This window comes from Amycolatopsis sp. NPDC102522, from assembly GCF_055584485.1.
This window is the reverse complement of sequence record NZ_JBVJLY010000001.1, coordinates 329,161-354,825: the sequence shown is the minus strand read 5'-3', so window position 1 is coordinate 354,825 and position 25,665 is coordinate 329,161. Positions and strand designations below refer to the sequence as shown.

General features: G+C 68.1%; 18 protein-coding genes and 1 pseudogene. 7 read left to right on the top strand and 12 right to left on the bottom strand.

Translation table 11 applies throughout. The annotated features are described in order from the left end of the window. Nucleotides 1-16: 16 nt before the first annotated feature. Together ACZ6YV_RS01270 and ACZ6YV_RS01265 are read right to left on the bottom strand one after the other, a co-directional pair. Nucleotides 17-517 carry a DUF6292 family protein gene (locus ACZ6YV_RS01270; protein ID WP_465507758.1) on the bottom strand — a complete coding sequence of 167 codons (501 nt, stop codon included), beginning with the start codon at nucleotides 515-517 and terminating at the stop codon, nucleotides 17-19. Between the two features lie 72 nt (nucleotides 518-589). Then, nucleotides 590-1,030, bottom strand: a complete 441-nt coding sequence (locus ACZ6YV_RS01265; protein WP_465507757.1) for an Hsp20/alpha crystallin family protein — start codon at nucleotides 1,028-1,030, stop codon at nucleotides 590-592. A gap of 100 nt (nucleotides 1,031-1,130) precedes the next feature. Here ACZ6YV_RS01265 and ACZ6YV_RS01260 point away from each other — a divergent pair, with 100 nt between their 5' ends. Next, entirely contained in the window at nucleotides 1,131-1,742 is a 612-nt protein-coding gene (locus ACZ6YV_RS01260) for an HSP18 transcriptional regulator (RefSeq protein WP_465507756.1), read from the top strand. 266 nt (nucleotides 1,743-2,008) lie between these two features. Here the strand turns inward: ACZ6YV_RS01260 and ACZ6YV_RS01255 are convergent, their stop codons facing one another. Next, entirely contained in the window at nucleotides 2,009-3,211 is a 1,203-nt protein-coding gene (locus ACZ6YV_RS01255) for an FAD-dependent oxidoreductase (RefSeq protein WP_465507755.1), read from the bottom strand. Between the two features lie 68 nt (nucleotides 3,212-3,279). On the opposite strand from ACZ6YV_RS01255, the gene ACZ6YV_RS01250 reads away from it, so the two are divergent. Further along, nucleotides 3,280-3,792, top strand: a complete 513-nt coding sequence (locus tag ACZ6YV_RS01250) for a MarR family winged helix-turn-helix transcriptional regulator (RefSeq protein WP_465507754.1) — start codon at nucleotides 3,280-3,282, stop codon at nucleotides 3,790-3,792. 24 nt (nucleotides 3,793-3,816) lie between these two features. Here the strand turns inward: ACZ6YV_RS01250 and ACZ6YV_RS01245 are convergent. From ACZ6YV_RS01245 to ACZ6YV_RS01235, 3 genes and pseudogenes are all read right to left on the bottom strand, one after another. After that, a pseudogene (locus ACZ6YV_RS01245) lies at nucleotides 3,817-4,181 on the bottom strand (hypothetical protein); the annotation flags it as partial. A 262-nt stretch (nucleotides 4,182-4,443) separates the two neighbouring features. Beyond that, nucleotides 4,444-4,887: a hypothetical protein gene (locus ACZ6YV_RS01240; protein ID WP_465507753.1), complete on the bottom strand. Its 444-nt coding sequence runs from the start codon at nucleotides 4,885-4,887 to the stop codon at nucleotides 4,444-4,446. 749 nt (nucleotides 4,888-5,636) lie between these two features. Continuing rightward, the gene (locus ACZ6YV_RS01235) at nucleotides 5,637-7,262 is read right to left on the bottom strand and encodes an FAD-binding oxidoreductase (protein ID WP_465507752.1); all 1,626 of its coding nucleotides are present in this window, start codon (nucleotides 7,260-7,262) and stop codon (nucleotides 5,637-5,639) included. 147 nt (nucleotides 7,263-7,409) lie between these two features. On the opposite strand from ACZ6YV_RS01235, the gene ACZ6YV_RS01230 reads away from it, so the two are divergent. From ACZ6YV_RS01230 to ACZ6YV_RS01215, 4 genes are all read left to right on the top strand, one after another. Continuing rightward, on the top strand, nucleotides 7,410-10,316 hold the full coding sequence (locus tag ACZ6YV_RS01230; RefSeq protein ID WP_465507751.1) for a BTAD domain-containing putative transcriptional regulator: 2,907 nt from the start codon (nucleotides 7,410-7,412) through the stop codon (nucleotides 10,314-10,316). Between the two features lie 181 nt (nucleotides 10,317-10,497). Further along, nucleotides 10,498-11,445: a cold-shock protein gene (locus tag ACZ6YV_RS01225; protein WP_465507750.1), complete on the top strand. Its 948-nt coding sequence runs from the start codon at nucleotides 10,498-10,500 to the stop codon at nucleotides 11,443-11,445. A gap of 174 nt (nucleotides 11,446-11,619) precedes the next feature. Continuing rightward, nucleotides 11,620-11,961, top strand: coding sequence for a hypothetical protein (locus tag ACZ6YV_RS01220; RefSeq protein WP_465507749.1), 342 nt, complete (start codon nucleotides 11,620-11,622; stop codon nucleotides 11,959-11,961). A 325-nt stretch (nucleotides 11,962-12,286) separates the two neighbouring features. Then, nucleotides 12,287-12,550 carry a response regulator transcription factor gene (locus ACZ6YV_RS01215; protein WP_465508499.1) on the top strand — a complete coding sequence of 88 codons (264 nt, stop codon included), beginning with the start codon at nucleotides 12,287-12,289 and terminating at the stop codon, nucleotides 12,548-12,550. Between the two features lie 884 nt (nucleotides 12,551-13,434). Here the strand turns inward: ACZ6YV_RS01215 and ACZ6YV_RS01210 are convergent. Genes ACZ6YV_RS01210 through ccrA form a run of 3 tightly spaced genes read right to left on the bottom strand, consistent with a single transcriptional unit; the run spans nucleotide 13,435 to nucleotide 18,068 of the window. Continuing rightward, nucleotides 13,435-15,222, bottom strand: a complete 1,788-nt coding sequence (locus ACZ6YV_RS01210; protein WP_465507748.1) for a feruloyl-CoA synthase — start codon at nucleotides 15,220-15,222, stop codon at nucleotides 13,435-13,437. Further along, the gene (locus ACZ6YV_RS01205) at nucleotides 15,219-16,811 is read right to left on the bottom strand and encodes an HAL/PAL/TAL family ammonia-lyase (protein WP_465507747.1); all 1,593 of its coding nucleotides are present in this window, start codon (nucleotides 16,809-16,811) and stop codon (nucleotides 15,219-15,221) included. Before ACZ6YV_RS01205 ends, ACZ6YV_RS01210 begins: the two co-directional genes overlap by 4 nt. A 33-nt stretch (nucleotides 16,812-16,844) precedes the next feature. Then, nucleotides 16,845-18,068 carry a crotonyl-CoA carboxylase/reductase gene (gene ccrA, locus ACZ6YV_RS01200; protein WP_465507746.1) on the bottom strand — a complete coding sequence of 408 codons (1,224 nt, stop codon included), beginning with the start codon at nucleotides 18,066-18,068 and terminating at the stop codon, nucleotides 16,845-16,847. A 401-nt stretch (nucleotides 18,069-18,469) separates the two neighbouring features. On the opposite strand from ccrA, the gene ACZ6YV_RS01195 reads away from it, so the two are divergent. Then, entirely contained in the window at nucleotides 18,470-20,836 is a 2,367-nt protein-coding gene (locus ACZ6YV_RS01195) for a penicillin acylase family protein (RefSeq protein ID WP_465507745.1), read from the top strand. Nucleotides 20,837-20,911: 75 nt separating this feature from the next. On the opposite strand, the gene ACZ6YV_RS01190 is transcribed toward ACZ6YV_RS01195, so the two are convergent. The 3 genes from ACZ6YV_RS01190 to ACZ6YV_RS01180 all read right to left on the bottom strand — a co-directional run bounded on the left by ACZ6YV_RS01190 (nucleotide 20,912) and on the right by ACZ6YV_RS01180 (nucleotide 25,613). Further along, nucleotides 20,912-23,659: a helix-turn-helix transcriptional regulator gene (locus tag ACZ6YV_RS01190; RefSeq protein ID WP_465507744.1), complete on the bottom strand. Its 2,748-nt coding sequence runs from the start codon at nucleotides 23,657-23,659 to the stop codon at nucleotides 20,912-20,914. A gap of 386 nt (nucleotides 23,660-24,045) precedes the next feature. Then, on the bottom strand, nucleotides 24,046-25,236 hold the full coding sequence (locus tag ACZ6YV_RS01185; RefSeq protein WP_465507743.1) for a DUF418 domain-containing protein: 1,191 nt from the start codon (nucleotides 25,234-25,236) through the stop codon (nucleotides 24,046-24,048). Then, complete coding sequence (locus tag ACZ6YV_RS01180; protein WP_465507742.1) at nucleotides 25,233-25,613, bottom strand: hypothetical protein; 381 nt, start codon at nucleotides 25,611-25,613, stop codon at nucleotides 25,233-25,235. Before ACZ6YV_RS01180 ends, ACZ6YV_RS01185 begins: the two co-directional genes overlap by 4 nt. Nucleotides 25,614-25,665: the final 52 nt, after the last annotated feature.

Sequence of the window (25,665 nt, the reverse complement as noted above, 5' to 3'; positions counted from 1 at the left end):
CAGGAGCTGGTCTCTTTCATGTCCGATCCCCGGATACCCCCTTGCCTGGCGCCGAAACGAGCGGGACGCGGCAGGATCGGGAATCCGTTGTCGCTCGAGTACGCCGATCGAGCAAGCGTTCGAGGTCGGCGCGGTCAGGCGCGATTCGGAGCGGCGGTGGTGTGAGCTGTCCGACGCAACGATCGCCTTTCCGGAGGGCTTGGACGAATCGCGCGACTCGGGTCGCTGTCGGGGTGATGGTCTTTCCGCCGAGGTAGCAGACGACGATGAGGTCCTCGCCGGAGTGGGTCTCGACCGCGATCGCCCAGCCGTGGACCTCGTCCCAGAGCAGGGCGATGTCCCGATCGGGGTGGCCGGGGAGCCTGCCGTCGAGTGCGACGTAGGCCGAGATCGGACTGTCGTGGTCGACAGCGCAGGATTCCAGCCCGATCCCGAGAGCGTCGGTGACTTCGGCGAGATAGTCCCAAAGCGCGGCGGGGACAGGGTAACGGGCCGGAGAGGCGAGCGTCGCGATCAACGGGGTGTCCTTTCGTCCGCGGCTGCCCGTGGTGGGACCGGTGACCGGCCGGCCCCACCACGGGCGCGACTCTCAGGCCTTGATTTCCTTGCGATCGGTCTCGGAACCGCTGATCCGGATGCGCCGCGGTTTGGCCTTCTCCGCGACAGGGATGCGCAGGGTCAGCACCCCGGCCTCGTAGCCGGCGGTGATGCGGTCGGTGTCGAGGGCGTCGCCTAGGAACAGCTGACGGGAGAAGACGCCCAGCGGGCGTTCGGAAACCTGCATCTGGACGTCTTTCCCGGGGATCGGCCGTCGTTCCGCCTTGACCGTCAGGACGTTGCGTTCGACGTCCAGTTCGATCGCGTCGGCGTCGACGCCGGGAAGGTCGAAGCAGACGACGAACTCGTCGCCGTCGCGGTAGGCGTCCATCGGCATCGTGGCCGGTTTGGACCAGGTTCCCGGATTCGTGGCGCCGAACACCTGCTGGGTGAGACGGTCCAGCTCACGGAACGGGTCGGTGCGCATCAACATCGGGTTCCACCTCCTGGGTTCGTTGTCTGGTGTCAACACGCCCCACTGTTCTAACATGTCATCGAAACGATGACAACACCCAAGTCGTTGAAAGGATGACATGACTGAGGTTGACCTCGCGGACCAGGTGCGTGCCCTGTGCGACGTGGTGCTGGCTGCCCGTTCCGGCAGGGTCGAGCCGGAGTCGCTCTTGGCCGCTTTGGAGTCCTTGCGGGCGATTCGTGAGGAGCTCGCCTCCTGGGAACCGGAGCTGATCGCGGCGGCCCGTGCGGAAGGGGTCAGCTGGACTTCGCTGGCTCCGGCGTTGGGAGTCGCCAGCCGTCAAGCGGCGGAGCGCCGGTTCCTGCGGCTGCGGCCGTCGGACGGTGGCGAGCGGACAGGCGAAGCGCGCGTCGACGCCGAACGTGATCGGCGCGCCGGCGACCGGGCGGTCTCGGAATGGGCGCGGCGCAATTCGACGATATTGCGGCAGCTGGCCGGGCAGGCCGGCGCGCTGGAGGGATTGAGCGCGGAAGGCCGGAAAAGGGCTGACAAGCTCAATACGGCACTCGGCGAGAACGACGCGGCCGATCTCTTGACCCCCCTGTCCGACCTGCGAGATCACCTGACGGCCGATCACCTCCAGCTGGCCGATCGCCTCGGCGCGATCAGCGAACACACCGGGCAGGTGCGGCGAGACGCGTTGGACAACCGCCGGCGGCCCGCCACCTGACGCCTTCCCGGCGGACGACTGTCCACTGAGGACCGAACTGCGAGCGGTGGCTCGGAGCTGATCGCGGACGCTCGCTGCAGGGTTACTGAGGTAAGGCAAGGTGTCGGGCTGGTGAAGAGGTGGCATTGGGGACACTCACCGTCCCCAATGCCACATTCGGCGCACACCTCAACGGCACGCCACGTTTGCCTTACCCCTCAATAACGTGCTGACATGCTCAGCCTCGGATTCCCGGTGCTCGGTGTGTCGGATATGCCCCGCGCGGTTCACTTCGCCGTTCCCGTTGCCGCGATGGGCGGCAACGCGCGGTCGGTGTGGGCGACCCTGGTGAACCTCGCCGTCAGTGGCGCCAGTACCGGTGACATGAGTGCTTTGTCGGCTGCCCTGCGCAGCGACAGGCCGAGCCGGGTCTTGGGGAAGGCGAACGGTTTGATCCAGCGGGGGAGTCCTTGGACGTCGTCGACGAGTGGCCGCATCCAGGCCTCGTAGGCCGTGAGGCCGGTCGTGAGTGAGCCGGATCCGGCGCCGGAAAGGCAGGCGGCGAGGACGTAGCCGCTGACGAGCGCGAGCGAGGCGCCGCCGCCACCCATCGGGGTCACGCACCAAGCGGCGTCACCGGCCAGGCATACCCGCCCGCGATGCCAGGCGGGCATGCGGATCTGGGTGAGGTGGTCGAAGTAGACGTCGTCGGAGGCGTCGAACCCGTCCAGGATCCGGGGCGCCTCCCAGTCCACGTCGGAAAAGCGGTCCCGGATGCGGCCCAGTGCCTGGGCCTGGTCGAGGCGGGTCGGGTCTTCGGCCTCGGTGCAGGCGAGGATGGCGCGTGTGGTGCCGTGCTGGTCCGGGCGCAAGTGGACCTGCCGTCCGCCGACAGTGGTGTACCAGCGCCATCGGCTGTCATCGTCGGTGGTGCGCGGGATGGTCCCGAAGACCATGGTGATGCCCAGCGCGCGGCGGTCGACCTGGCCCTCGAAGAGCAGGTCGCGGGTGGTGGAGCGAACGCCTTCGGCGACGACCAGCAGGTCGGCGCGCAGGACCCGGCCGGCCTTCGTGGTCACGGTGACACTGTCGGCTCCTTCTTCGACGGCGGCGATGGTGTCGCCATAACTGATCTCGACCCCTTCAGGCAGCTGCCGCAGGATCGTGTGGGCGAGATCGCCGCGCAGGATTTCGAGTTCGGCGGTCGCGCCGTCCGGGCCGTCGGAGGGCAGTTCCACGAGCACTTCGCCCGAGGCGTCCACGAAGACGGTGCCGGTCTCGGTGGTGTTCTGCGCTCTGACAGCCTCTGTCAGGCCCATCCTGGCGAGTACCTCGCGACCGACGCCGCGGACGTCGACGTTCTGCCCGCCGTCGCGAAACGCCGTCGCCCGCTCCAGCACTGTCACCTCCCAGCCGGTGCGCCGCAGCCAGAAAGCGGTCGAGAGTCCGGCGATGCTCGCGCCGGACACCACAGCGTGTCGAGTGGTCATCCGAGTTCCCTCTCAGTGGCTTCCATAGTACCTTTACAGCAAAGCTACTATGGAGCAAAGGGGATCGCATGGCCGACGTCGACCCGTTGAGCGAGAGCTGGACGACGGCCCAGGTCGAGGTGATGCAGCGGCTTCGGGATTGGGCGATCGGTTTCGGCGAACTGCACCGGCATCTCGCCGCCTGGATGCGGCTGCCTGCTTCGGACGCCAACGCGCTGGGCCAGATCACCTGGGCCGCCGAAGCGGGGACGCCGCTCTCGCCGGCGGAGCTGTCCCGGCAGATCGCCATGACCACCGGGGCCACCACGATCCTGCTGAACCGGCTCGAGGACGCCGGTCACGTCCGGCGCAGCCGTGAGAGCAGCGACCGTCGCCGGGTCACCCTGCGCCCGACCCCCGCCGCGCGAGAGCACGCTCGCGGGTTCCTCGCCTTCGCCGGGGCCGAGATCGCGGCCACGCTCCGAGCCGCCGACCCCGAAGAACTCCGCGTCGTCACGGCATTCCTGTCGAAGATCACCGAGGCGACGGGTGACGCCAACCGGCGCTTGGACCACGGCTCGGCGTCCGACGGCGCACCCTGAATCCGACGGTGTGCGCCAGGCTCGGCGGAGCCAAGGATTCCGGTCCACGAAGGACAGCTGAGACCATCGCTGACCCAGCCCCCAGGTATTGCCTGCCGCGGTGGCGGCGAGCGCGATCAGGACGAGGGCGTAGATCAGGTGATAATCGATGACCGGATTGGTCGACATGGTCGGCGTACCGGCCGCCGTGGCGCGAGCCGGTGGCCACTCCGCGACCCACATCGGCGCCATCATGACGGTGCCGGTGACGGCGGAGACCCGCATCCCCACCCCGGCGGTGACGGCGAGCCCGATTCCGAGCAGTCCGGCCGTGAACAACCAGTCCGCCCACCAGGTTCCACCCCAGGAACGCAGGGTTTCCGCGAACGTCCGACATCGACCCGGCTCAAGTTCTCTGTCGAGCGACCTCTGAGTCTCTCGCGGAGACTTCGGCGTCGAGCCGGATAGTTACCGTGGCCTTAAGCGCATTGTGGCCAGCGGACCCACGGGCCGGCCGCTTCCGCCGATACCGGTACATCGGAGCGTGGGGGCACGAAGGTCTCCGGTCGGCGAAGCGGTACCTGGACAGCTCCACTTCGCAACCGGAGGCCTTCGCCCGTCAGCGCGACAGACCGTCACCTCAACTCAGGACCACGCTCCTGGATGTCACCGTCAGCGCAGCAAGGCGAGGCACTTGATCCCGAACCGGTCGCCGTAGCTGTTGAAGTACGAGACCAGGCTGAACCCTCTGCCGACCCAGACCGGGTACTGCCAGCGACAGGCGGCGTGGAAGTCGATCGGGACCGAGGTTCCGTGCCCGGCGCACCGCCAGGACGCGACGTTGTCGCCGACCGTGGCGTCGGGGTATCCGAGGGAGTTGCAGTACTGGTTGACGGCGATTCCGCCGACATCGGTGTACGCGGCCGGGTTGGTCCAGCACCGGCCGCCGTTGTCGGTGACGGTGAATCCGGCCGCGACCAGGTCGGAGAATTGCCACCGGCAGACATTGGTGAGCAGTATGGCCTGGTCGGGCTTGTTCCCCGTGCAGAACCAGACGTCGGCGCGACGCACGGCGTCTTTGAATCCTCCGGCCTGGCAGGCCTCGCGGATCATCATGCCGCCGAGGTCGCCGGTAGTGGCAGGCGAGGCGGACGCGAAGGGAGAAATAAGCGGGAATGCGATAAGGATGCCTGCCAGCGTTGCCAGAAGCGATGTGAATCGCGATTTCCGCATCGGAATCAGCTCATCTCCGTCAGGGATCTCGAATGGTCTCGGGTATTCTCGCGGTCTTCGAACTATTTCGCCCCGTGTGCACGCGGTATGGTCGATGGCACGTGGTCTCGCAGGAAGTGCGCAGGTAGTTTTGCGCGAATTGACCGGTGATCGCAATAGGCCTGTGGGTGTAAGGTTCGGTGGCATTCGCTCCATGCGGAACGACTTCGTCCAGTGGGATTCTGCGCGATTCGGACAATTGCCTACTGGGTCCGCATATCGACACTGATCGTATGAGGTGACGCAAATCGCCTTCCGTTCCCTGGGGCGCGAAAGCCTGGAGGCGGTCTTCCCGCATCAGACCGTGATCGTCGAGGACGAGTTCTTTCGGGCAGGCGTCGTGCCGAAGGCAATCCGGTGCCGGCAACCATTTCCGGAAGCGGACTACGGAGGGAGGTGGTCGTCGAGTCCGTGCTGACCACCACCCCGATTTCTGCGGAGCGCGCCTGGTCGCCATGTCGCAAGCCGCCGAGATCGCCGCCGGCTGCCAGGTTCAAATGGTGATCGTTTCGATATCGGGTCACCGCACGCCTTGAGACCAGCCGATGGGCGACAAGGTGCCGTCGATAGCGCCGGCCGGCGCGGACACCGTGCTACCGATCCGGGCGAATCGACAGCGGGTGATGGAAGAGGTCCGTGGGGTCCCAGGTTGATTTCACGCGTTGCAGCCGGGGGTAGTTGTCCTTGTAGTACAGCGTGTGCCACGGCACGCCCGACGTGTTCTGTGCCGGATCGGCGAGGTCGACGTCGGGATAGTTGATGTACGCGCCGTCATTGACTTCGCCCGGTACGGGTACTCCGCCGGTGTCGGAGTACATATCGCGGTAGAAGGCCCGGATCCAGTCGAGGCTCGTCGTGTCCTGATCGGACGGTGGCTCCGGCAGAGTGACCGAGTAGATCACCTTGAAGATCGAGTCCCGTTGGGGGAGCGCTGTCGCGCCCGGTTCCACCGTGTTGACCGCGCCGCCGTAGGCACCGAGCCACAGCATCGCCGGGCCGACACCGGGGTCGGTGGTGTGCAGCCTCCGGTAGGCGGTGTCGATCTGCTGTTCGGTGAACGTTCGCCGCAGGTAGGCCGATTTGCCTTTCCAACGGCCGATGGAACCGGCCATGCTCTGGCCGTCCGCCGTCGCCGACGCGAGCCAGGGGATCGCGACCGGAGTGATGTCCGGACTTCCGCCGACACCTTCGCTGACAGCGGCGAAGTAGTCGTTCAGCATTTTCGCGCTTGTGGGGCGTGTGCCCTCCATTTGCGCGGCGAGGAACAGGTCGCCGGGGAACACGTGCGGCCCGGTGCCTTTGCTGATCGACAGCAAGCTGACGAGGCTCGCGTAGGCGGAGCCGGGGGCGCTGTGGCGTTCGTGCCAGGCGCCGTGGTTGCGGATGAGCCTGCCGAACGACTTCCGATCCAGCTCTGGCCAGGTCCACCGTTGGAAGCCTTTGAGCACCGTCGCAGGTGGCTTCGGCAGCAGCGTCCGTGGGTCGCCGCCGTCCGCGCCCGGCGTCCGGAACCAGTATCGGGTGACCACCCCGAAGTTGCCGCCACCGCCGCCGGTGTGGGCCCACCAGAGCTCACGGTGGGGATCGCCGGGATCGCGGGTGGCGACCACCGCGGTGACTTGTCCCGGTTTCCTCGCGACGACGACTTCGACGGCGTAGAGGTGGTCCACGATCGTGCCGTGCAGCCGGGACAACGGGCCGTAGCCACCGCCTTGGATGTGGCCGCCCGCGCCGACCGAACCGCACTCGCCACCGGGGAGGGTGACACCCCAGCCAAGATAGAGCCGCCGGTAGACCTCTGCCAGGCGGGCACCTGCCTCGACGGCGAACGCGCGGCGTGCCGGATCGAAGTACACCGCGTCCATGCCGCTCAAGTCGATCACCACTCCCGGCGCCGGTTCGCCGGTGAGGTTCTCGTAGCAGTGCCCGCCGCTGCGCAGGCCGATCCGCTGCCCGGAGCGGACCGCGTCCGACACGGCCTGCACCACCTGCTCGGTGGAATGCGCCAGCCGGAATGCGGCCGGCCTGGCCTCGAACCTCAGGTTGTTCCGGCGCAGCACCAGGTCTTCGTAGCGTGGATCGCCGGGAACGACGGTGACGAGTCCGGTGGGTGGCGGGCATCCCGCTTCCCTCGCCCGGGTGGCGTCGGCGTTCCGGATCGAGGCGAGGCCCAGCGCGGCGGTCCCGCCCAGGAAGTAACGGCGGCTCAGTTCGGACATTGTTCGGCGACCTCCGAGTCGTCAGGACAGCCGGCCGCGGTGGCCGGCCGACTGGAGCCACCGTGCCCGGACGACCTTCGGGAAACCTTCGGCGGAACCTTGAACCGTCCTCCGGGAACGGCTAGGAAGGAGCAGGGGGTCTCGGCCATGAGGACAGAGTTCCGGCTGCTGGGCGAACCGGGCCTGCTCATCGACGGCAGGCGCGCGGCGATCGGGCACGCGCGTCAGCGTGCCGTGCTGATCGCGCTCCTCGCCGACGTCAACCGCGCCGTGCCGCCGGACGAGCTGGTCGATCGGGTGTGGGGCGAGCAGTTGCCGCAACGTCCTCGCGCCGCGCTGTACGGCTACGTATCGCGGTTACGCGGGGTCCTCGCGGGCGCGGCGGACGTGGAGTTGCGCAAACAAGCGGGCGGATACCTGCTCGAAGCCGACCCGATGGCCGTGGACCTGCACAGATTTCGGCATCTGATCACACGAGCCCGCAGCGAGACCGACGGCGACCGGGCGCTCGCCCTGTACGACGAGGCAGTGCGGCAGGCGTTCCGGCGTCCGGCCGATCTGCCGGACACGCCGTGGCTCACCGCGTTTCAAGCCCAGGTGGACAGTCAGCTGGCGGCGGCCTGGCTCGATCGCGACGACCTACGGCTTCGGCACGGGCGTCACGCCGAGGTGCTCGAGGACCTGACGAGCGTGGTGGCGGATCCCGGCTGCGACGAACGCCGTGCGGCGCAGCTGATGCTGGCACTGCACCGGTGCAACCGCCGGGCCGAGGCACTGGCGCACTACGAGCAGGTCCGGTCCCGGCTGGCCGGGGAACTCGGCGTCGACCCGGGAGAACCGTTGCGGCGTCTGCAGAATCAGATTCTGACCGCTGATCCGGAGGTCATCCCGGCACCGCCGTTGCCCGCCCCGCTGACGACGTTCATCGGGCGGGGCGAAGAACTCGACCACGTTCACGACCTGCTGGCTCGGGCCAGGCTTGTCACGCTGACCGGCCCCGGGGGAATCGGCAAGACCAGGCTCGCTCTCGAAGCAGCCGCCCGCGAGGGCGATGCCCGGTGGGTCGAACTGGCGCCCTTGACTGACGGCACCGAGGTGGTGCAAGCCGTCGCCGACGCCGTAGGCCTGCATGAAACGTCGTTGACCGCGACCGAACGAAGCCTCCCGGTCATCGACCGCCTCGTCGGGACGCTGGCCTGGCGGCGGCTGCTGCTCGTGCTGGACAACTGCGAGCACCTCGCCGACGAGGTCGCGGCCTTGGTGATGCGATTGCTCACCAGCTGCGGAGGCCTGCGGATCCTCGTCACCAGCCGCGCACCGCTCGACGTCACCGGCGAACTGCTCTGCCCGGTGCCGCCCCTTCCGCTGCCACCCACGGGCAGCACGGCAGCCGCCGCACTGGACCATTCCGGCGTCCGGCTGTTCGCCGACCGGGCCGCCGCGAGGCTTCCCGGGTTCACCGTGGACGAGACCAACGTCGACCTCGTGCTGCGGATCTGCCGGACTCTCGACGGCCTGCCGCTGGCGCTCGAACTCGCCGCGGCCCGAGTCCGCGCGCTGCCCTTGGCCGATCTCGCGGCCGGCCTGAACGATCGATTCGCCCTCCTGTCCCGAAGCGGCCGCGCCGCGGAACCCCGCCACCGCACGCTGCGAGCGGCGGTGGCTTGGAGCTGGCGGCTGCTCGAACCCCGCGAGCGACGACTGGCGGCGCGGCTGGCGGTGTTCTCCGGCCGGATCACCACCGGGACGGCCGGGCAGGTCTGCGGACCGTCGGCGGATGCCGAAGCGCTCGCGGACCTCGCGGACAAGTCCCTGCTCGAGCGCGTGCACGGCACCGAACCCGCGTACCGGATGTCGAACACCCTTCGCGAGTTCTGTGCCGAGCAGCTCGCGGAGTCCGGTGAGCAGCACGCTGTCCAGGCCGCGCACCTGTCCTGTTTCCTGCGGCTGTCCCGAGAGGCTCAGCCGCATCTTCTTGGCAGGGAACAACTTCAGTGGCTTCGGCTGCTCGACGCCGAGCGCGACAACCTGAACACGGCGTCACGCTGGGCGCTGCGCGACTCCCCAGCCCAGGCACTCCGGCTGTTCGGCGGGCTGTCGGCCTATCGGTGGCTGCGCGGGAGTCGCGCGTTCGCGGCGCGGTTCGCCGGTGAACTTCTCGCGGCCACCGGGGAGACGCCACCTGCCGACGAGCGTGAGCTGTACGCACTGTGCCTGCTCGTCGAAGCCACCCAGCGTCCCAGCGCTTCGGACCGGCGTACGCGGCTGGTCATGGCCGAGTCGCTCGTCGGCGAACTCGGCCGTCCGGCGGAACATCCTCTGTTCTTCTTGTTCTGGGGCAGGCTCGCCGAGCCCGGGCACCGGCCCGCGGTGTCGCACGAACGGCTGTTCGGCGCGTCCCCCTGGGGCCGCGCGTTGCTGCGTTTCGGGGAGGCGTTCGTTCCGCTCGCGAGCGGAGACGCCGTCACGGCGCAGACCGCGCTGGCCGACGCGCAGCGTGGCTTTCGCGCGCTGGGTGAGCGGTGGGGGATCGTGCTGACCCTGTCCGCGCAGGCGGCCCTCGCCGAACCTTCGGCGGCGGTGGCGTTCTTGACCGAGGCCATCACGCTCACCTCCCGGCTCGGTTGCACCGCGGATCAGGCGATCCTGTTGTGCCAGCGAGCCGGATGCCACGTCCGCGCGGACGAATTCACGATGGCCGAAGCCGACTACCACCAAGCCGGCGAACTCGCGGGGGATACCGGTACGCCGGAGATCGTCGCCGAGGTACACCGCGGGCTCGGCGAGGTCGCACGGCGGCGCGGTGACTTGGCCGAGGCGCGGCGCCTCGCCACCACCGCGCTCGACGAATGCTCGGACGACCGGCTCGGCACGTCGCAGGTCCTGCCTCGGATCTGCGTCACCCTCGGCCTCATCGCCCGCGACGGACACGATCCGCGAGCAGCGGAGTGGTTCCGGCGTGCCCTCGCTGACGCCGCTCCTTGGGAACAGGTTGTGGTCTCCGAGGCGCGGGAGGGGCTGGCCACGCTCGATGACCAGGCCGCCTCGCCATGATCCAAGCGATCGGGGGGCAGGTCATGTGACAAGACCTGGTCTCAAAACTCGGCGTGTCGCTAGGTGAACCAACGGCCCGCCCCTGGCTCCGCACCGCCCGACTGTGGGCCCGGCCCGACGGACCGGAGGTCTATCAGAGAGACTGGGGGCCAGTGCCCGCCCTCTCGACCTGGAGCCTTTTATGCCGCAAGGGACCGTCCGTTGGTTCGACGCCGAACGGGGTTTCGGCTTCCTCGCGCCCGAGGACGGCTCGCCGGACGTGTTCGTGCACGCCTCCGAGATCGTCGACGACGACGGCGCGAGAGTGCTCCGCGAGGGTCAGGCCGTCGTGTTCGAGGTCGGCGAGAACGACCGCGGGCCCCAGGCGCTGCGCGTTCGCGTCACCGCCGATGCGGCCACCGGCAGCGCCGTGGGCCTGCTCGGCACCGTCAACTGGTACGAGCCGGGCAAGGGGTACGGCTTCGCGTCGCCGGACGGCGGCGGCGCCGACATCTTCGTGCACAGCTCCGCCATCGTGACCGGCGGAGTGGTCACCGAGGGGCAGCGGGTGGCCTTCCTGATCGTCGAAGGCGAGCGCGGCCCGCAGGCCGGGCACGTGATCCCGCTGGGAGCAGGGGCCGGCTCACCCGCTGCGGCTGGTATCGCGGACGGTGCCGACGGCACGGTGGCCTGGTACGACGAGGACAAGGGCTTCGGCTTCATCAACCCCGACTCCGGCGCCGGGGACGTCTTCGTTCACGCCCGGGCCCTGGCCGAGGGGCTGACGTGGCTCGCGGAGGGCGACCGCGTCGCCTACGAGGTGGCCAGTGGAGACAAGGGCCCGCAGGCCCGCGACGTGCACCTGGTCCGGGGCACCGAGCCCCAGACGGCGCCGCAGCGGTCGGCACCTGCCGCGGCCGCAGGGCCGGCGGCGCGGGACGTGCCCGTACGAGGCGGCGAGGGCGTCGTCGCGCGCTACGACGGCGAACGCGGCTTCGGCTTCATCACCCCGGACGCAGGCGGCGACGATCTCTTCGCCCACGTGTCCGTGATCATGGGGTCGGAGCCGCTGCAGAAGGGTGATCGGGTCCGGTACGCGGTGCGTCAGAGCGACCGGGGCCCGCAGGCCGACCACATCGAACGCCTCTGAAGAGGCAGCCCCACCGATGGCTGATCACTTCCCGACGAGAGTGCTCGTTCATCCCCGTCGATGGTGCCGTCGTGAATCGCCGACGCGGAGCCCGCGACCGCTCGGGCGGTCACGGGCTCCAGGGTCTGGCGGTGCTCCGGATCAGGGACCCGCCGGTCCGGGGATCATCGGACCGTGAGGGTGTACTCCGTGGTTCCGGCCTTGCCGGTGCTGTCCGTCGCGGTGATGGGACAGCGCGTCGACAGCTTGATCGAGACCTATGCGGACCTGCTGCTGACCACGGACCTGTACCTCACGCGAGGCTGGCTGGCGGCGGCACGCGGCGAGTGGGTCCGGGCGGAGGAAGCCTTCCAGGCGGCGACGGGTTCGTTCCCGACGGCGCAGGTCTTCCCGGTGGGGATCTCGGCGGCCGGAGGGATGGCGGGCATGCTCCTCAGCCGGGGCAAGGCCGACGCGGCGGAGGAACACGTGGAACGCGGCGTGGTGATGCTGCGGAGCAAAGGCGCTTGGGTGTGATCCGGCGACATCCTGCCCCAGGCCGTCGACTACTACCTGACAGTCGGCGACGTCGACGCCGCACGGCTGCTTGTCGCGGAAACAGCCCTTGGCCTGCGAGGGGTCGACGCCCCGCTGGCCCAAGCGGGGCTGACCGCCTGCCGCGCGCGGCTGGCCGCGGCCACGAACGACCGCGACGAGGCAGGCAGGCTCTACCGGGAAGCGATCGACCTGCACTGGGACCTGGGTCTGTCCTACCGGGCCACCCAGCTCGCCGAGCAGGCCGAGGGCGAAACCCTCACCGACGCCGCGGTGCTCGAAGCGCTGACCCAGCCCCTCAGACTCCCTGGGGGCCACGGTCGACGCCGCCCGTTGCCGCCACCGCGCCCGCAGCACCGGCACGGCCACCCCGTCACCCCGCGGGAGGCGCGGTTACGGCAGCGAACTCTCCCCGCGTGAACAGGATGTCGCCCGCCTTCTGGCAGGCGGCCACACCAACCGCGACATCGCCCAAGCCCTGTTCCTCTCCCGACGCACGGTCGAGGAGTACGTGGTCAAGGTTCGCCGCAAGCTGAACGTCTCCTCCCGCCACGACATCCGTCTCCTGTGAGATGCCGGGTTCTCGTTCGGCAGGCCAGGCCTGAATCAACCAGCGCTCGTGTCGACAGTCGAGATCCGGGAAGTCGGCGATGGCTGTGGGGTCGTTGCCGGAAGTCGGCGATGGCTGTGGGGTCGTTGCCGGAAGTCGGCGATGGCTGTGGGGTCGTTGCCGGAGATCGGCGATGGCTGTGGGGTCGTTGCCGGAAGTCGGCGATGGCTGTGGGGTCGTTGCCGGAGATCGGCGATGGCTGTGGGGTCGTTGCCGGAAGTCGGCGATGGCTGTGGGGTCGTTGCCGGAGATCGGCGACGTCTGTGGGGTTGTCGCCGGGAATCGGCGACGTCTGTGGGGTTGTCGCCGGGAATCGGCGATGGCTGTGGGGTCGTTGCCGGAGATCGGCGATGGCTGTGGGGTCGTTGCCGGAGATCGGCGACGTCTGTGGGGTCGTTGCCGGAAGTCGGCGACGTCTGTGGGGTTGTCGCCGGGAATCGGCGACGTCTGTGGGGTCGTTGCCGGAAGTCGGCGATGGCTGTGGGGTCGTTGCCGGAGATCGGCGATGGCTGTGGGGTTGTCGCCGGAGATCGGCGATGGCTGTGGGGTTGTCGCCGGAAGTCGGCGACGTCTGTGGGGTCGTTGCCGGAGATCGGCGATGGCTGTGGGGTTGTCGCCGGAAGTCGGCGATGGCTGTGGGGTTGTCGCCGGGAATCGGCGATGGCTGTGGGGTTGTCGCCGGAAGTCGGCGATGGCTGTGGGGTTGTCGCCGGAAGTCGGCGATGGCTGTGGGGTTGTCGCCGGGAATCGGCGATGGCTGTGGGGTCGTCGCCGGAAGTCGGCGACGGCAGTGGGGGTTGTCGCCGGAGATCGGCGACGCCTGCGGACTCGTCGCCGGAAATCGGCTACACCTGCGGACTCGCCGCGTAGGCCGGGCGGACGACAGCAGGATCGATCGGCTCCTGGTACAGCGAAGCAATCAGAGCCGCTCGACGGGTGACAACGGCGCGCTGGTTGATGTACCCCTTGTCGGTGATTTCACCGTGATCGAGACTGGGCGGCTCGGTGACCAGCAACAGACGTTCGATCCGCGCGGCCGAACCTGCGCCCTGATTCAGTTCGGCCAGCTTGCGCGCCAGGTGTAGCCGTACGTCCGGATCGTCGTGCTGGCCGGCTCGAAGCCAGCACAACGCCGAGACGGACGACCGGTCCGCTCCGACCACCACCGCGTCGGCCAGGATCCCGGTCGTGGCGAGCAAGGTCTCTCGGAGACGTCCGGGCGCGACCCAGGTTCCGCTGGCCAGCTTGAAATCCTCGGCGATCCGGCCGTCGAACACCAAGCCTTTGCGGGGGTCGCTGTCGTCGAGGAGCCGGGCAGCGTCGCCAGTGCGGTAGTAGCCCTCGTCGTCGAAGACATTGTCGCTCTTCTTGCCGACATAGCCCGGCGTCACCGAAGGGCTGAGCACCCTGACTTCCTGACGGGCGCCGTGAGGCACGAGCTTGACCGAGACCCCGGGCAGTGGCACACCCATGCCGTCCTGGACTGAGCCGTAGGTCGAGGTCGCGGCCGGTCCCGTTTCGGTCGCTCCCCATGACGAGACCACCGGGATCTCGCGTCCGGTCGCTTTTCTCGCAAGCTCGCGAAGCCGGCTCCGAAGGCCGCTGTCGAGAGCGGCTCCGGCATAGAGGATCAGATCGGCCGCACTGAAAACCTGCGACGCGAGTGCGTGGTCCTGTTCGAGCCGATGGACGAGCATGGCGTAGCCGGCCGGGACGTTGACACAAATGGTGGGCGGAGCGGATCGCAGTGCTTCAAGGGTGCGCTCGAAGAGGTCCGGGGTCGGCTTCCCGTTGTCGATGTGGAGACTTCCGCCGTTGAACAGCGCGAGATGCAGGTTGTGGTTGCCGCCGAAGGTGTGGCTCCACGGCAACCAGTCGGTCAGCACCGGCGGGGTCCTTGTCACGAACGGCCAGATCTGCCGGAGCATCTGCTGGTTGGCGCCCAGCATGGCGTGTGTGTTGAGCACGCCCTTGGGGACATCGGTGGACCCCGAGGTGAAAAGGACCTTGGCGACGTCGTCACCGTCCACCGCATGGAACGCTCGATCGACATCGGCGGTCACGGTCGTCCGCAGCAGCCCGTCGAGCGACTCGTGGCGTGGTCCTCGCGCGTCGCGGGCCACCAGCACGCGACAGGCCGGGCCGGCGACAGTGGCCACGGCGTCGAGCGCGGCGCCGAACAGCGCACCGTCATCGGCGAACACCATGCCGGGCCGCACGAGTTCGGTGATCGCCCGCAGCCGAAGGTGAGTGTCCGACCGTACCGAGTACGCCACGCTCACCGGGACGATCGGTGCCCCGATGGTGTAACACGCCAACGTGAGCAGGAGGTGGTCGATCGTGTTCCCGGACAACACGAGCAAGGGGCTTTCCCGCCCGAGGCCCCGATCGAGCAACGCCTGAGCCAGCGCGTCGACCCGAGTTCGCGCCTCACCATACGAAACGGGAAGCCAGCCTCCGGACGAAGTACGTTCGGCCGCGAAGACTTGATGGGGCGTCTCGCGGGCCCAAGTGCGGAGCGGCTCGGCGAGCGAACGTGGATAGGCGCCGACAGGTTCGGTGGAACGAAGGATCCGTACGCCGTCCGATCTGTCCTCGCACGTGATCGCGGGCTCCGCGAAGACCTGTCTCATGGCATGGGGTCGATGGTCAGTTCGCCGGACTTGATGAGCGCGGTGACCCGTTCGATGTCCTCGTCGAGCGCACGGTCGCGGTCGAGGAACGGGGATACCGCGCGAATCTGGTGGTAGACGGCCAGCGTCGGGCGGCTGAGGTAGTCGAGTCCGCGGAGGTCGGCGGCCTGGCACAGGGCGATCAGCTGGATAGCGGCGATCTGCTGTACGAGTTCGACGACGGATCGCGCGTCACGGGCCGCGATCGTGCTCATGCTGACCTTGTCCTGGTTGTGCGCTTCGGTCGACCGGGAGAACGACGTCGCCGGCATCGTCCACTTGAGAGCCTCCGCCGCCAGCGCGGACGCGGTGATCTGCATTCCTTTGAAGCCGTGGAAGAGGCCGGCCTCGAAATTGTCGTGGGTGAGCCGCGGGATCAGGTTCGGGGTCAGCCCGTTGTTGAACTTTTCGTCGACGATCAGTTCGAGCTGGCGATCCAGGAGGTCGCCGACGCTGGCCACGGCGGTCTTCACCGAGTCCATCGACTGGCTGACGTGTCCACCGTAGAAGTTCCCGCCATTGTGGACAGTGCCGGTCGCCGCGTCGAACAGTGGATTGTCGTTGGAGGAGTTGACCTCCACGGTGAGCCAGTCGCGCACCCAGCTGACCGTGTCCCGCACCACCCCGATGACGTGCGGGGCGCAGCGAATCGAATACCGGTCTTGAATCGGGTGTTCGAGTTCGCGGAAGTTCACATCGGGATGGATGGTGGTTTCGCCGATCGGCGCGACGGGCGAGAGCATCCGCCTGATGGCGTGGGCGCTGGTCATCAGCCCGTTGTGCGGCTTCTGCAGAAACAGGAACTCCGCGAAGTGGGCCGGGTTTCCGGCGAGTACCTGACTCGCCATGGCGGTGCAGCACTCCGCGACCTCGGCGACCCGCTCGGCGTCGTGCACGGCGAGCGCGGCGTACGCCGAAGAGAAGGAAGTCCCGTTCACCAGCGCGAGGCCTTCCTTGGCCTCCAGGGTGAGCGGCTGGATCCCGCATTCTCGCAGCGCGTCCGCCGCCTGCTTGAGGATCCCTCGATGGGACACGGTGCCCTGGCCGGTGATCATGCCGGCCAGATAGCTCAGGGGGACCAGATCGCCGCTGGCGCCCACCGAGCCGCGCTCGGGGATGCGCGGCAGGATCTCCGCGTTGAGACAGTCCACGATGGTCTGGATGAGTTCCGGGCGGACCCCGGACGCGCCGCGGGCGAGGCAGTTGGCTCGGACGACCATCGTCGCCCGAGCGACTTCCGGTGTGGCGTAAGGGCCCACGCCGGTGGACAGGAAGCGGATCAGGTTGTCCTGCAGCTGGGCGGTCTTGTGCTTCGAAACCTGACGGGTGTTGCTGTCGCCGAATCCGGCGGTCACGCCGTAGATCGGCAGTCCGGACGTGACAAGCTCGTGCTTGAGGTCGTTGGATGCTTCGATGCGCCGCCGCGAATCCGCGGAGAGCGTGAACACCTGCGTACCAGGAGAACGAGCGGCAAGCACGAGCTCGTTGATCGTCAGTTCGCGACCGTCGATGCGGATCTCATCGAGTTGGTGCGAGGTGGTCAAAGACATGACCGGACTCCTTCTAGTGCAATCCTGCGAGTATTACTCGGTCGCGTTGACGAGAGTGGCCGCGTTGCCGGGAGGCAGCTCGTTGGCGAGCATCCTTTGATGCACCTGCCCCAGCTCGTGGAATTCCACCGTCGTCGACAAACACGGGTCCAAGCGATTCGCCGCCACCAGTTCCGTCACCGCACGACACTGTTTGAAGTTGGCGAAATGCGATCCCTGCAGCCGTTTCTGGCGCATCCACAGGAACCGCAGGTCGATGTCCGCTTGATAGCCGGTGGTGGCGCCGCAGATCACGATCATGCCGCCGTTGTCGCCGACGTAAACCGAGGTGGGCAGTGTGTCCTGACCGGAATGTTCGAAGACGATACGGGGGTTACGGCTCTCGCCGACGATACCCCACAGCGTGGAGCGGAACCTCTTGACCTCGCTCATCCACGCTTTTGTCGCCGCGGTGTCCGACGCGTCCGGGATCGGGCCCCAATGAGTGAAGTCCTTGCGGTTGATCACGCCGGCGGCACCGAGTGCCTTGCAATGATCCGCCCTGGCTTCCGAGGACACCACCGCGACGGGGATGCCCCCGAAAAGGCGGACGATTTGAATGGCCATCGAGCCGAGTCCGCCCGCGCCACCCCAGATGAGGACCACGTCGCCGGGCTGGACCGTGTGCGGCTGCCAGCCGCAGAGCTGCCGGTACGCCGTCGCTCCGGAGACCATGAAGCACGCCGCCTCCGGCCACGAAAGCTGAACGGGTTTGGGATGGCACTGGTACTCGTCGACCAGGGTGAACTGCGCGAACGAACCGTAGTTCACTTCGTAGCCCCAAGCCTTCTGGGTCACCGAAGTGATCGGATCGGCGCCCATCCGGATGTCCGCCGCGCGCTCGTCCCATTGGCAGCCCGACAGGACGACCTCATCGCCGACCTTGACCTGGCGCACACCGTCGCCGACCGCCCACACGATGCCGGAGGCGTCCGAGCCGCCGATATGGAAGTCTTCCGGCTCGCCGTGCCGTTGCCGCATCCCGATGACGTCCAGCGGTTTGCCGAGCGCGGCCCACACGTTGTTGTAGTTGATTCCCGCGGCCATCACGAGGACGAGGACTTGACCGTATCCGGGCCGCGGAGTGGGCAGTACCTCGTGCTGAAACGCCTCTTCCGGTTGGCCGTAGCGGTCTCGGCGTAGTACCTGTGCGTGCATCTGATCCGGGACATGACCCATGGGAGGCAGTTCCCCGAGGTCGTAGAGATTTTTTCCCATTGAGTCACTTTCCTGCGATCGTGAATGGAGAATTCAACCGTGATACCCGCTGCCGGCGTCCTCTGTGCGAGTAGCCCCCAAAATCCACTATTCGCGTGCTGATCCTCGAGAAAGTCGCGGGGTGTCGCGGGAAGAAGATTCCCGCGTCGGTGCGTCCGGGTTTCCCAGGATGTCGGCCACGCGACGAGACCGTCAACCCCTAGCAGCGCCCCTAAGGCACCCAGTACCGCCGCTGACGACCAGCGGGAACACCGGTCGTCAGCGGGAAAACGCGTGTTCCGCGACGGATAGGGGTCAGTTGGTGGCGGCTAGGGGCTGCTTTCCCGCCGAGGCCCTCAGTAGCGTGCGGAGAACAAAAGGGTGACGTGCTGCCGTGGGTGAAGAGGTCTCGGATGTTTGCGATGCGTTGGCGGCTGTGTCTTCTCGGGATCGTTTTCTTCGTCGGCGTGGCGGGGATGCCGCCCGTCACGGCCGACGCGACGCCCCGCTGGCCGTCGCTCACGCAGCAGGTGCGGGGCCTGACCGAACCGGTGGACCTGCTTGTCGACAAGTGGGGTGTGCCGCACATCTACGCGCGGAACACCCCGGATGTGTTCCTGGCGCAGGGTTTCGGTGCCGCACGCGATCGAATCTTCCAGATGGACCTGTGGCGGCGCAAGGGTTTGGGCCTGCTTTCCGAAGTGCTCGGTGATTCGTTCGCGGAGCAGGACAGGGCTTCTCGGTTGTTCCTCTACCGCGGGGGCATGACGCAGGAGTGGGCCAAGTACGGGCCGGAGGGCAAGCTCGCCGCGACGCGGTTCGCTGACGGCGTCAACGCCTATGTGGACTTCCTGGCCGCCAATCCCGCCGCGCTGCCCGAGGAATTCCGGAAGATGGGGTACGCCCCGGCCCGTTGGAGCGCCGAGGACGTGGTTCGGATCCGCGCGCACGGGCTCAGCCAGAACCTCAAGAGCGAGGTGGCGCGCGCGAAGATCGCCTGCGCCGGCGGGATCGACGCCGACCGGTACCGGGTTCGGCTCGAACCCGCGCACAGCCCGCCGGTTCCGGCCGGGCTCGACCCGTGCGCGCTGCCCGCCGACGTGACGCGGGTGTTCTCCCTCGCCACCGGCGGCCTGGACTTCAGCGCGGGCGCGAGTGTGGCCGAACCGCTCGTCGAGGCACCGGAGGGCAGCAACGCCTGGGTGGTCGGCACGAACCGGAGCAGCACCGGACGGCCGGTTCTCGCTTCGGATCCGCACCGCGCCCTGCCGGCGCCCGCGACCCGGTACGTGTCACATCTGAACGCGCCAGGGCTCGACGTGATCGGCGCCGGTGAGCCGTTCGCGCCCGGGATCTCGCTGGGGCACAACGAGGTCTCCGGGTTCGGCCTGACGATCTCGGCGATGGACCAGGAAGATCTCTACGTCTACGAACTCGATCCCGCCGATCCGAGCCGGTACCGCTACGGCGGTGGCTGGGAGAAGTTCACCACCGTCACCGAGCGGATTCCGCTGCGCGACGGGGGCACCAAGGAGGTCGTGCTCCAGTTCACCCGGCACGGCCCGGTGATCAAGACGGACACCGCGGGCAACCGTGCCTACGCCGTGCGTGCCGCGTGGCTGGAGCCGGGAATGTCACCGTACTACGGCAGCCTGAAACACTTGCGGGCCAAGAACTTCAGTGAGTTCAAGCAGTCGGTGGACACCTGGGGCGCACCCGGGCTCAACCACGTGTACGCGAACTCGTCCGGGGAGATCGGCATGGCCGTGGGCGGACTCGCGCCGCGGCGGACCGGGTACGACGGGCTCCTCCCGGTGCCGGGGGACGGGCGATACGACTGGAACGGCTTCGTGCCCGCCGCGGAACTGCCCCGGGTCCACAATCCCGCGAACGGGCTCGTCGTCACCGCCAACGAGTACAACGGGACGACGCCGGGCGTGGGCTACGAATGGAGCAATCCCGCGCGCTACCAGCGGATCAACGAGGTCCTGGGGTCGAAGCCGCGAAGCACGCCGTCCGACTCCGCGACGCTGCAGAACGACCAGCTCTCCTTGCAGGCACGGCGGCTCGTCGCGCTGTTGCAACCGTTGAGCGGCACCGATCCGGCGGTGGCCGAAGCGTTGTCGTTGCTGAAGAGCTGGAACGGGGTGCTGGACGCGGGGAGCGCACCCGCGTTGCTGTTCGAGGTGTGGTTCATGTGGCACCTCGGGCCGAACTTCCTGTTTTCGGTGCTGTCCCCGGCGGTGGCCGGCGCGATCTTCCTGCCGGACCAGGCGGTGCTGATGGATGCCATGGAGAACCCGGACCGGTACTTCGGTGCCGGTGGCGCCGCCGTCAGGGACCAGCTGCTGCTGAAGACTCTCGGTACCGCGATGGCGGATGCCAAACGGCGCGGCGGTGAGGACCCGTCGAAGTGGAAATGGGGCGAGCTGCACCGGGTGACGTTCGCGCATCCACTGGCCCCCAAGGTCGACCAGGCGACGGCCGACCGCTGGAACGCGGGACCGGCGCCGATCGGCGGGTCGTGGCACACGGTGAACTCCTCGGTCTACAGCCCGGTCGACTACCAGGGCCTGGCCGGGCCCTCGTTCCGGATGGTGCTCGACGTGGGGAACTGGGACGCCGCGCAGATGATCAACGCGCCAGGGCAGTCCGGTGACCCGAATTCGCCGGGCTACGAAGCGATGACCGAGAAGTGGCGCACCGGCAAATACGTCCCGCTGGTCTACAGCCGCGAGGCGGTCGAGCGGAACACCGTCCTGCACATCCGGCTGGTGCCGAAACCCTGACGATCCCGTCCACACAGACAGCGGCCCCGCACTTCCCGGAAAGTGCGGGGCCGCAGTCTGTGGTGAGAAGAGCTGTCAGGCGATGCCCGCCAGCTCGGTGGGCAGATCGGTGCGGCGGCTGACCTTGAGCTTGCGGTACGTCTTGGTCAGGTGCTGCTCGACCGTGCTCACGGTGACGCACAGCTTCCGGCTGATCTCCTGGTTGCTGTGCCCGAGCGCGGCCAGCACCGCCACCCGTCGTTCCGCCGTGCTCAGCGGCTCCAGCGGGTTGAACTCGTCCGCGACCTCGGCCGAGCCCGCCAGGGGTTTGCTGTGCACGATCAGCCGGCTGTGGAGCACGTTGGCGTGCGCGACCTTCGAGAGCTGGATCGCCCGTCTGGCGAACATCCTGGCCCGGTTCGTCTCGCCGAGCACCTGACCGGCCTGGCTCAGGTCGGCCAGGGTGTAGGCCAGCTCGTACGGGTCACCACAGTGCTGCAGCAGATCCGCGGCCTCCTGCAGCAGCGGGACCCGCTTGCGGAGGTTGTCGGTGGAGGCCAGCACCCGCAGCGCGACCGCCCTGATCCGCGGCCCCCGGCTGCCGGGCAGCTCCAGCTCCTCGGTGACGAGGCGCTGAGCCACATCGCCGCGGCCGAGGCGGACGTACACCCTGGCCGCGTCGCTGCGCCACTGGGTGAGCGCGGGGTAGTCCAGCCCCCATCGGCGGGACCGGTCGCCCGCCATCTGGAAGTCGTCCAGCGCGGCGTGCAGCCGGTCGGTCGCCAGGTGGTAGCGCCCGCGTGCCTGCAGGTACTGCAGCCAGAACCGGGTCTGGTGCGTCGTGCGCGGCATCATGTGCGTGAGCTGCTCGGCCGCTTCGTCGAACCTGCCCATCATGGTGTTGGCCAGCACCAGGTGCGCCCGTGGCGAGCCGATCGCCACCCCCCAGCCCTGCGGCGGCATGATCTCCAGCGCCTTGAGCGCGTGGGCACGCGCTTCGGACGGGTTGCCCAGCTGGAGCGCGATCGCCGCGCGCAGATCGGTGAGGATCGCCCGCCACGTGGTCGCGTTGCGGTTCTCCGCCTCGGCCAGCAGCTCCTTGCACCACTCCGTGGCACGGTTCGGGCACTGCGCGTACAACAGCGTCTGCAGTGCCGACAGCGCGCACTCGATGGGCATGTCGCTCATCCGCCAGCTCTGCAGCACCTGCTCGGCCTCGTGCACGCTGTCCGAGGTCGCGCCGTCCTTCAGCACGGTGAACAGGGTGCTGCCGGCGGCCTCGCCCCGATCCGCGAAGGCCGGATCGACGGTGTCCTCCAACAGTCGAGGATGGAAGAACCGCAGCCACTGCACGGTCATCCGGTAGTCGGCGGCCAGCGCGGGGCCGGCGTCGGCGACCGTGTCCCGGAGACCGGCCAGTACCTCCTTGGCTTCGTTGGCGAAACCGTGCCAGGCCAGCCAGCGGGCCAACGCGGGCGCGTGCTCCTGCGCCAGCTTCCCTTGCTGCAGTTCGGCGGTGAGCAGGCTGAGGTGCTGTCCGGACGCGGCCGGGTCCACCAGCCACTGCACGCCGGTCAGCCGGACGGTCAGCTCCGCCCGTTGCCGCTCGTCGGAGCAGGTGCGCCGCGCGAGGTCCAGATAGGACACCGCGGCACGGAGGTCCGCCTGGGCGACCGCCTGTTCCGCGGTGTCCCGCAGGAAGTTGACCGCCCACATCTCGCCGGATTCTCCCGAAGCGGCGATGTAGGCCGCGACCTCGGCCGCCTCGGCCCCCTCGTCGTGCAGCAGCTTGGCCGTGCGCAGGCACAGGGCCGTGTGCTCCTGGCGATCGAGGTCGGCCAGCACCGCGTTCCTGGCCGCCGGGTCACGGAACCGGCCGCCGACGGTCAGCCCGCCGCTGTCCACAAGGGAGAGTAGGTCGGCGACGTGGGACGGGCACATCTCCGTCACCTTGGCCACGTTGGCGGCCGTGGCGAGGTCGTCGAGCACGGCCACCGCCCGCAGCACGCGAGCGGCGTCGGGATCGGCGCGGTGACAATAGGACAGCACCGCCTGCCGATAGTTCTCCCCGGTGACCGGGACCGGCGGAGGGGTCCGGCCGCTTCCGGCCACCGCGGTGGCGGCCAGCCAGTCCTCCGCCAGTGCGCACACCAGCATCGGATTGCCACCGGTCAGTTCCGCGCAGCCGGTGACGAAGGACGCGGCGGGGATACTGTCGAGCCGTTCGGCCAGCAGTTCGCCGACGCCCGCTTCGGACAGGGACTGGAGCCGGACGTGCCGGGAATGCGGCTGGCGCATGACCTCGGTCCGGAGCCGGGCCGAGCCTTCCCCGGTTCGTTCCGCGAGGACCATCAGGACCCTCGCGGACCGGATCCGCCGCTGCAGATGAAGCAGGGTGTCGATGGATGACTGATCCGCGAAGTGCGCATCGTCCACTGTGATCACAACCGGCCGCTCCTTGGCCAGTTCGAGCACGAGCGCGCAGATCGCCTGTGCGAGCAGCAGGGCCGTCTGATCGAAGGCCAGCGGGTCGTGGGCGGGCCGCCTGGTGGTGAACAGGCCGGCGGAAAGCAGGTATTCCGCTTTCGCCACGACGGTTTCGGGCAATGCCGTGTTCCGGAACAACTGTCCGATGACACCCATTCGGAGAGTCTGCTCTGCCAGCGAGGCCGTCGCGCTGAGGACCAGCGCGCCGGAGTCGATCGCCTGGTCGTTGAGCCGTTCCAGTAGTTCGGTCTTGCCGCTGGCGACGCCACCGGAGACGAGACAAGCCCGACCCCGGCCGCCATTCTCATACACTTTGTTCAGCTGATCAAAAAAGATATCTCTTTCTGCGATCGACATGGTGTCCCCCCACAGGGCTTTTGTGACATCACCGTTGCATTGACTCAGCACTAATTCCCCAGAATTCGCGAGTGAGTGAGGTGACCGTACCACCTGATCGGGTGTAACGGTGGCGGGTTCCACGGAGACGGATCCTGGGGTGCCGGTGAGCGGAGTGTCACTTTTCCAGGCGAGTTCACCTGAATGGAGCTGCGGGGGCGGTGTTTATCCAGAAGGACGCGTAGGGGGTCCTAGGAGAATAGGGGTTGAGTGGGGTCGTTCTTTCTGCTTGTGGGCATGCTTGATCGCCACTTGTCCCGACAGAGGCCGGTTGGTTAGTGGCCAACCGGCCCGCGGGTCGCGCCGCGGCTGAGGATTAACGAGTCTTTTACCTCGTCAGGGTGAGATCAGGCGGCCGCCTTCGAGGTCTGCGCCGCGGCCGGCGTCGGGGACCAGGAGCCATAGGTGACCGCACGTAGCAGCCATTCGACCGGACCGTAACGGAACAGTCGCAGCCACAGCCTGCTCGCCAGGAGCTGGGCGACGAACAGGCCGAGGGTCAGCAGCAGCACGGTGCCCGGTCGCAGCTCGCCGATCAGCCCGGCGCCGAGGCCGGTGAAGATCAGCGCGCACACGAGCGACTGGGTGAGGTAGTTGGTCAGCGCCATCCGGCCGCCCGCGGCCAGGAACCCGGTCGGTATCCGGAGGCGTGGCGAAGAGAAGATCCGCAGCGCTGTGGCCACATAAGCGGCGGTCAGCAGGGGTGCGGTGGCATAGCCGACCGCGGTGGCCAGCGTGTCGTGGGTGCCGCCGAAGCTGGCGAAAATCAGCGCTCCGGACAGACCGACCGGCAGGCCGACCCACTGGAGCAACCGCAGTACCTGCCCGTGCGCGGCCGGGTCCGCCAGTGCCCGATGCTTGCCCAGCGCCAGCCCGATCAGGAAGGAAGCGAAGGCGAGCGGGCCCTGCACGGCGAGCGTGCCGAGGCTCCACGGCAGCGTCTTGAGGTGCTCGGACAGCACCTGGCCAGCGCTTCCGCGCAGTGCTTCGGTGGATCGGGCGCCTTCGACGAGCGCCGACGCCGGGTCCGTGGCGATCGCCCCGGACAGGCTGACCAGCACCATCGCGACCGTGGTGACGACGGTCAGCAGGCAGGCGGCGATCATCGCTGTCCGTGGGCGGATGTTGCGGACAGCGAGCAGAAGCAGGCCGAGGACGGCGTATGTCGCCAGAATGTCACCGGGGAACAGCAGCACGGCGTGCGCGATGCCGAGGACGAACAGGGCCGCGAGCCGCCTGAGGAAGGCCGGTTTGAAGGGGTTGCCCCTACGCTCGGCCGAATCCATCTGCAGCGTGAAGCTGTATCCGAAAAGGAAAGAGAAAAGCAGATAGAACTTCATCGTGAACAAAAAGAAGACGGTCCATTCGACCGCGTTGTCCAGCCAGGAATCGAATGCCGGATCGGCGATTCCGGTGAAGGCGAAACCGGAGGAGAACAGCGCCATGTTCACGGCGAGAATACCCAGCAGGGCGAACCCTCGGAGCGCGTCCACGTGCATCAGGCGGGTGCCTGGGCCGGCCGCGCCGTCGGCGGTCATGAGATGCACGCCTCTTTGAGTTTGTCGATGTTCCGGACGGTGTCACGGACCCAGTGGCCGAACGTCTCGATCGTCTCCCGCTTGTTCCTCTGAGACTTGGCGTACTGATCGGCCAGGCCGCCGACGGCCCCGCCGACCTCCTTGTCGGAGACCGATCCGGCCAGCTCGCGCAGCTTGCCCGCCCGGTTCTGGAGCTCGTCGGCGTCCCGCTCGCGGTTCTTGTAGTCCGGCACCATGGCGGCCAGGTCGAGAGCCTGCACGCACGCCTTCGCCCTGCTGGTCGTGGCCTGGGCCTTGTCGACTTCTTTGCATCCACTTGCGAAGACAAGCACGGTGACCAGCAGTAACGAGCACTTCCGAGCCATTCGCGCGGTCATCTGCACCCTTCGCCGTAGCCGGGAAATCGGACATAAAGATCTGATTGCACCG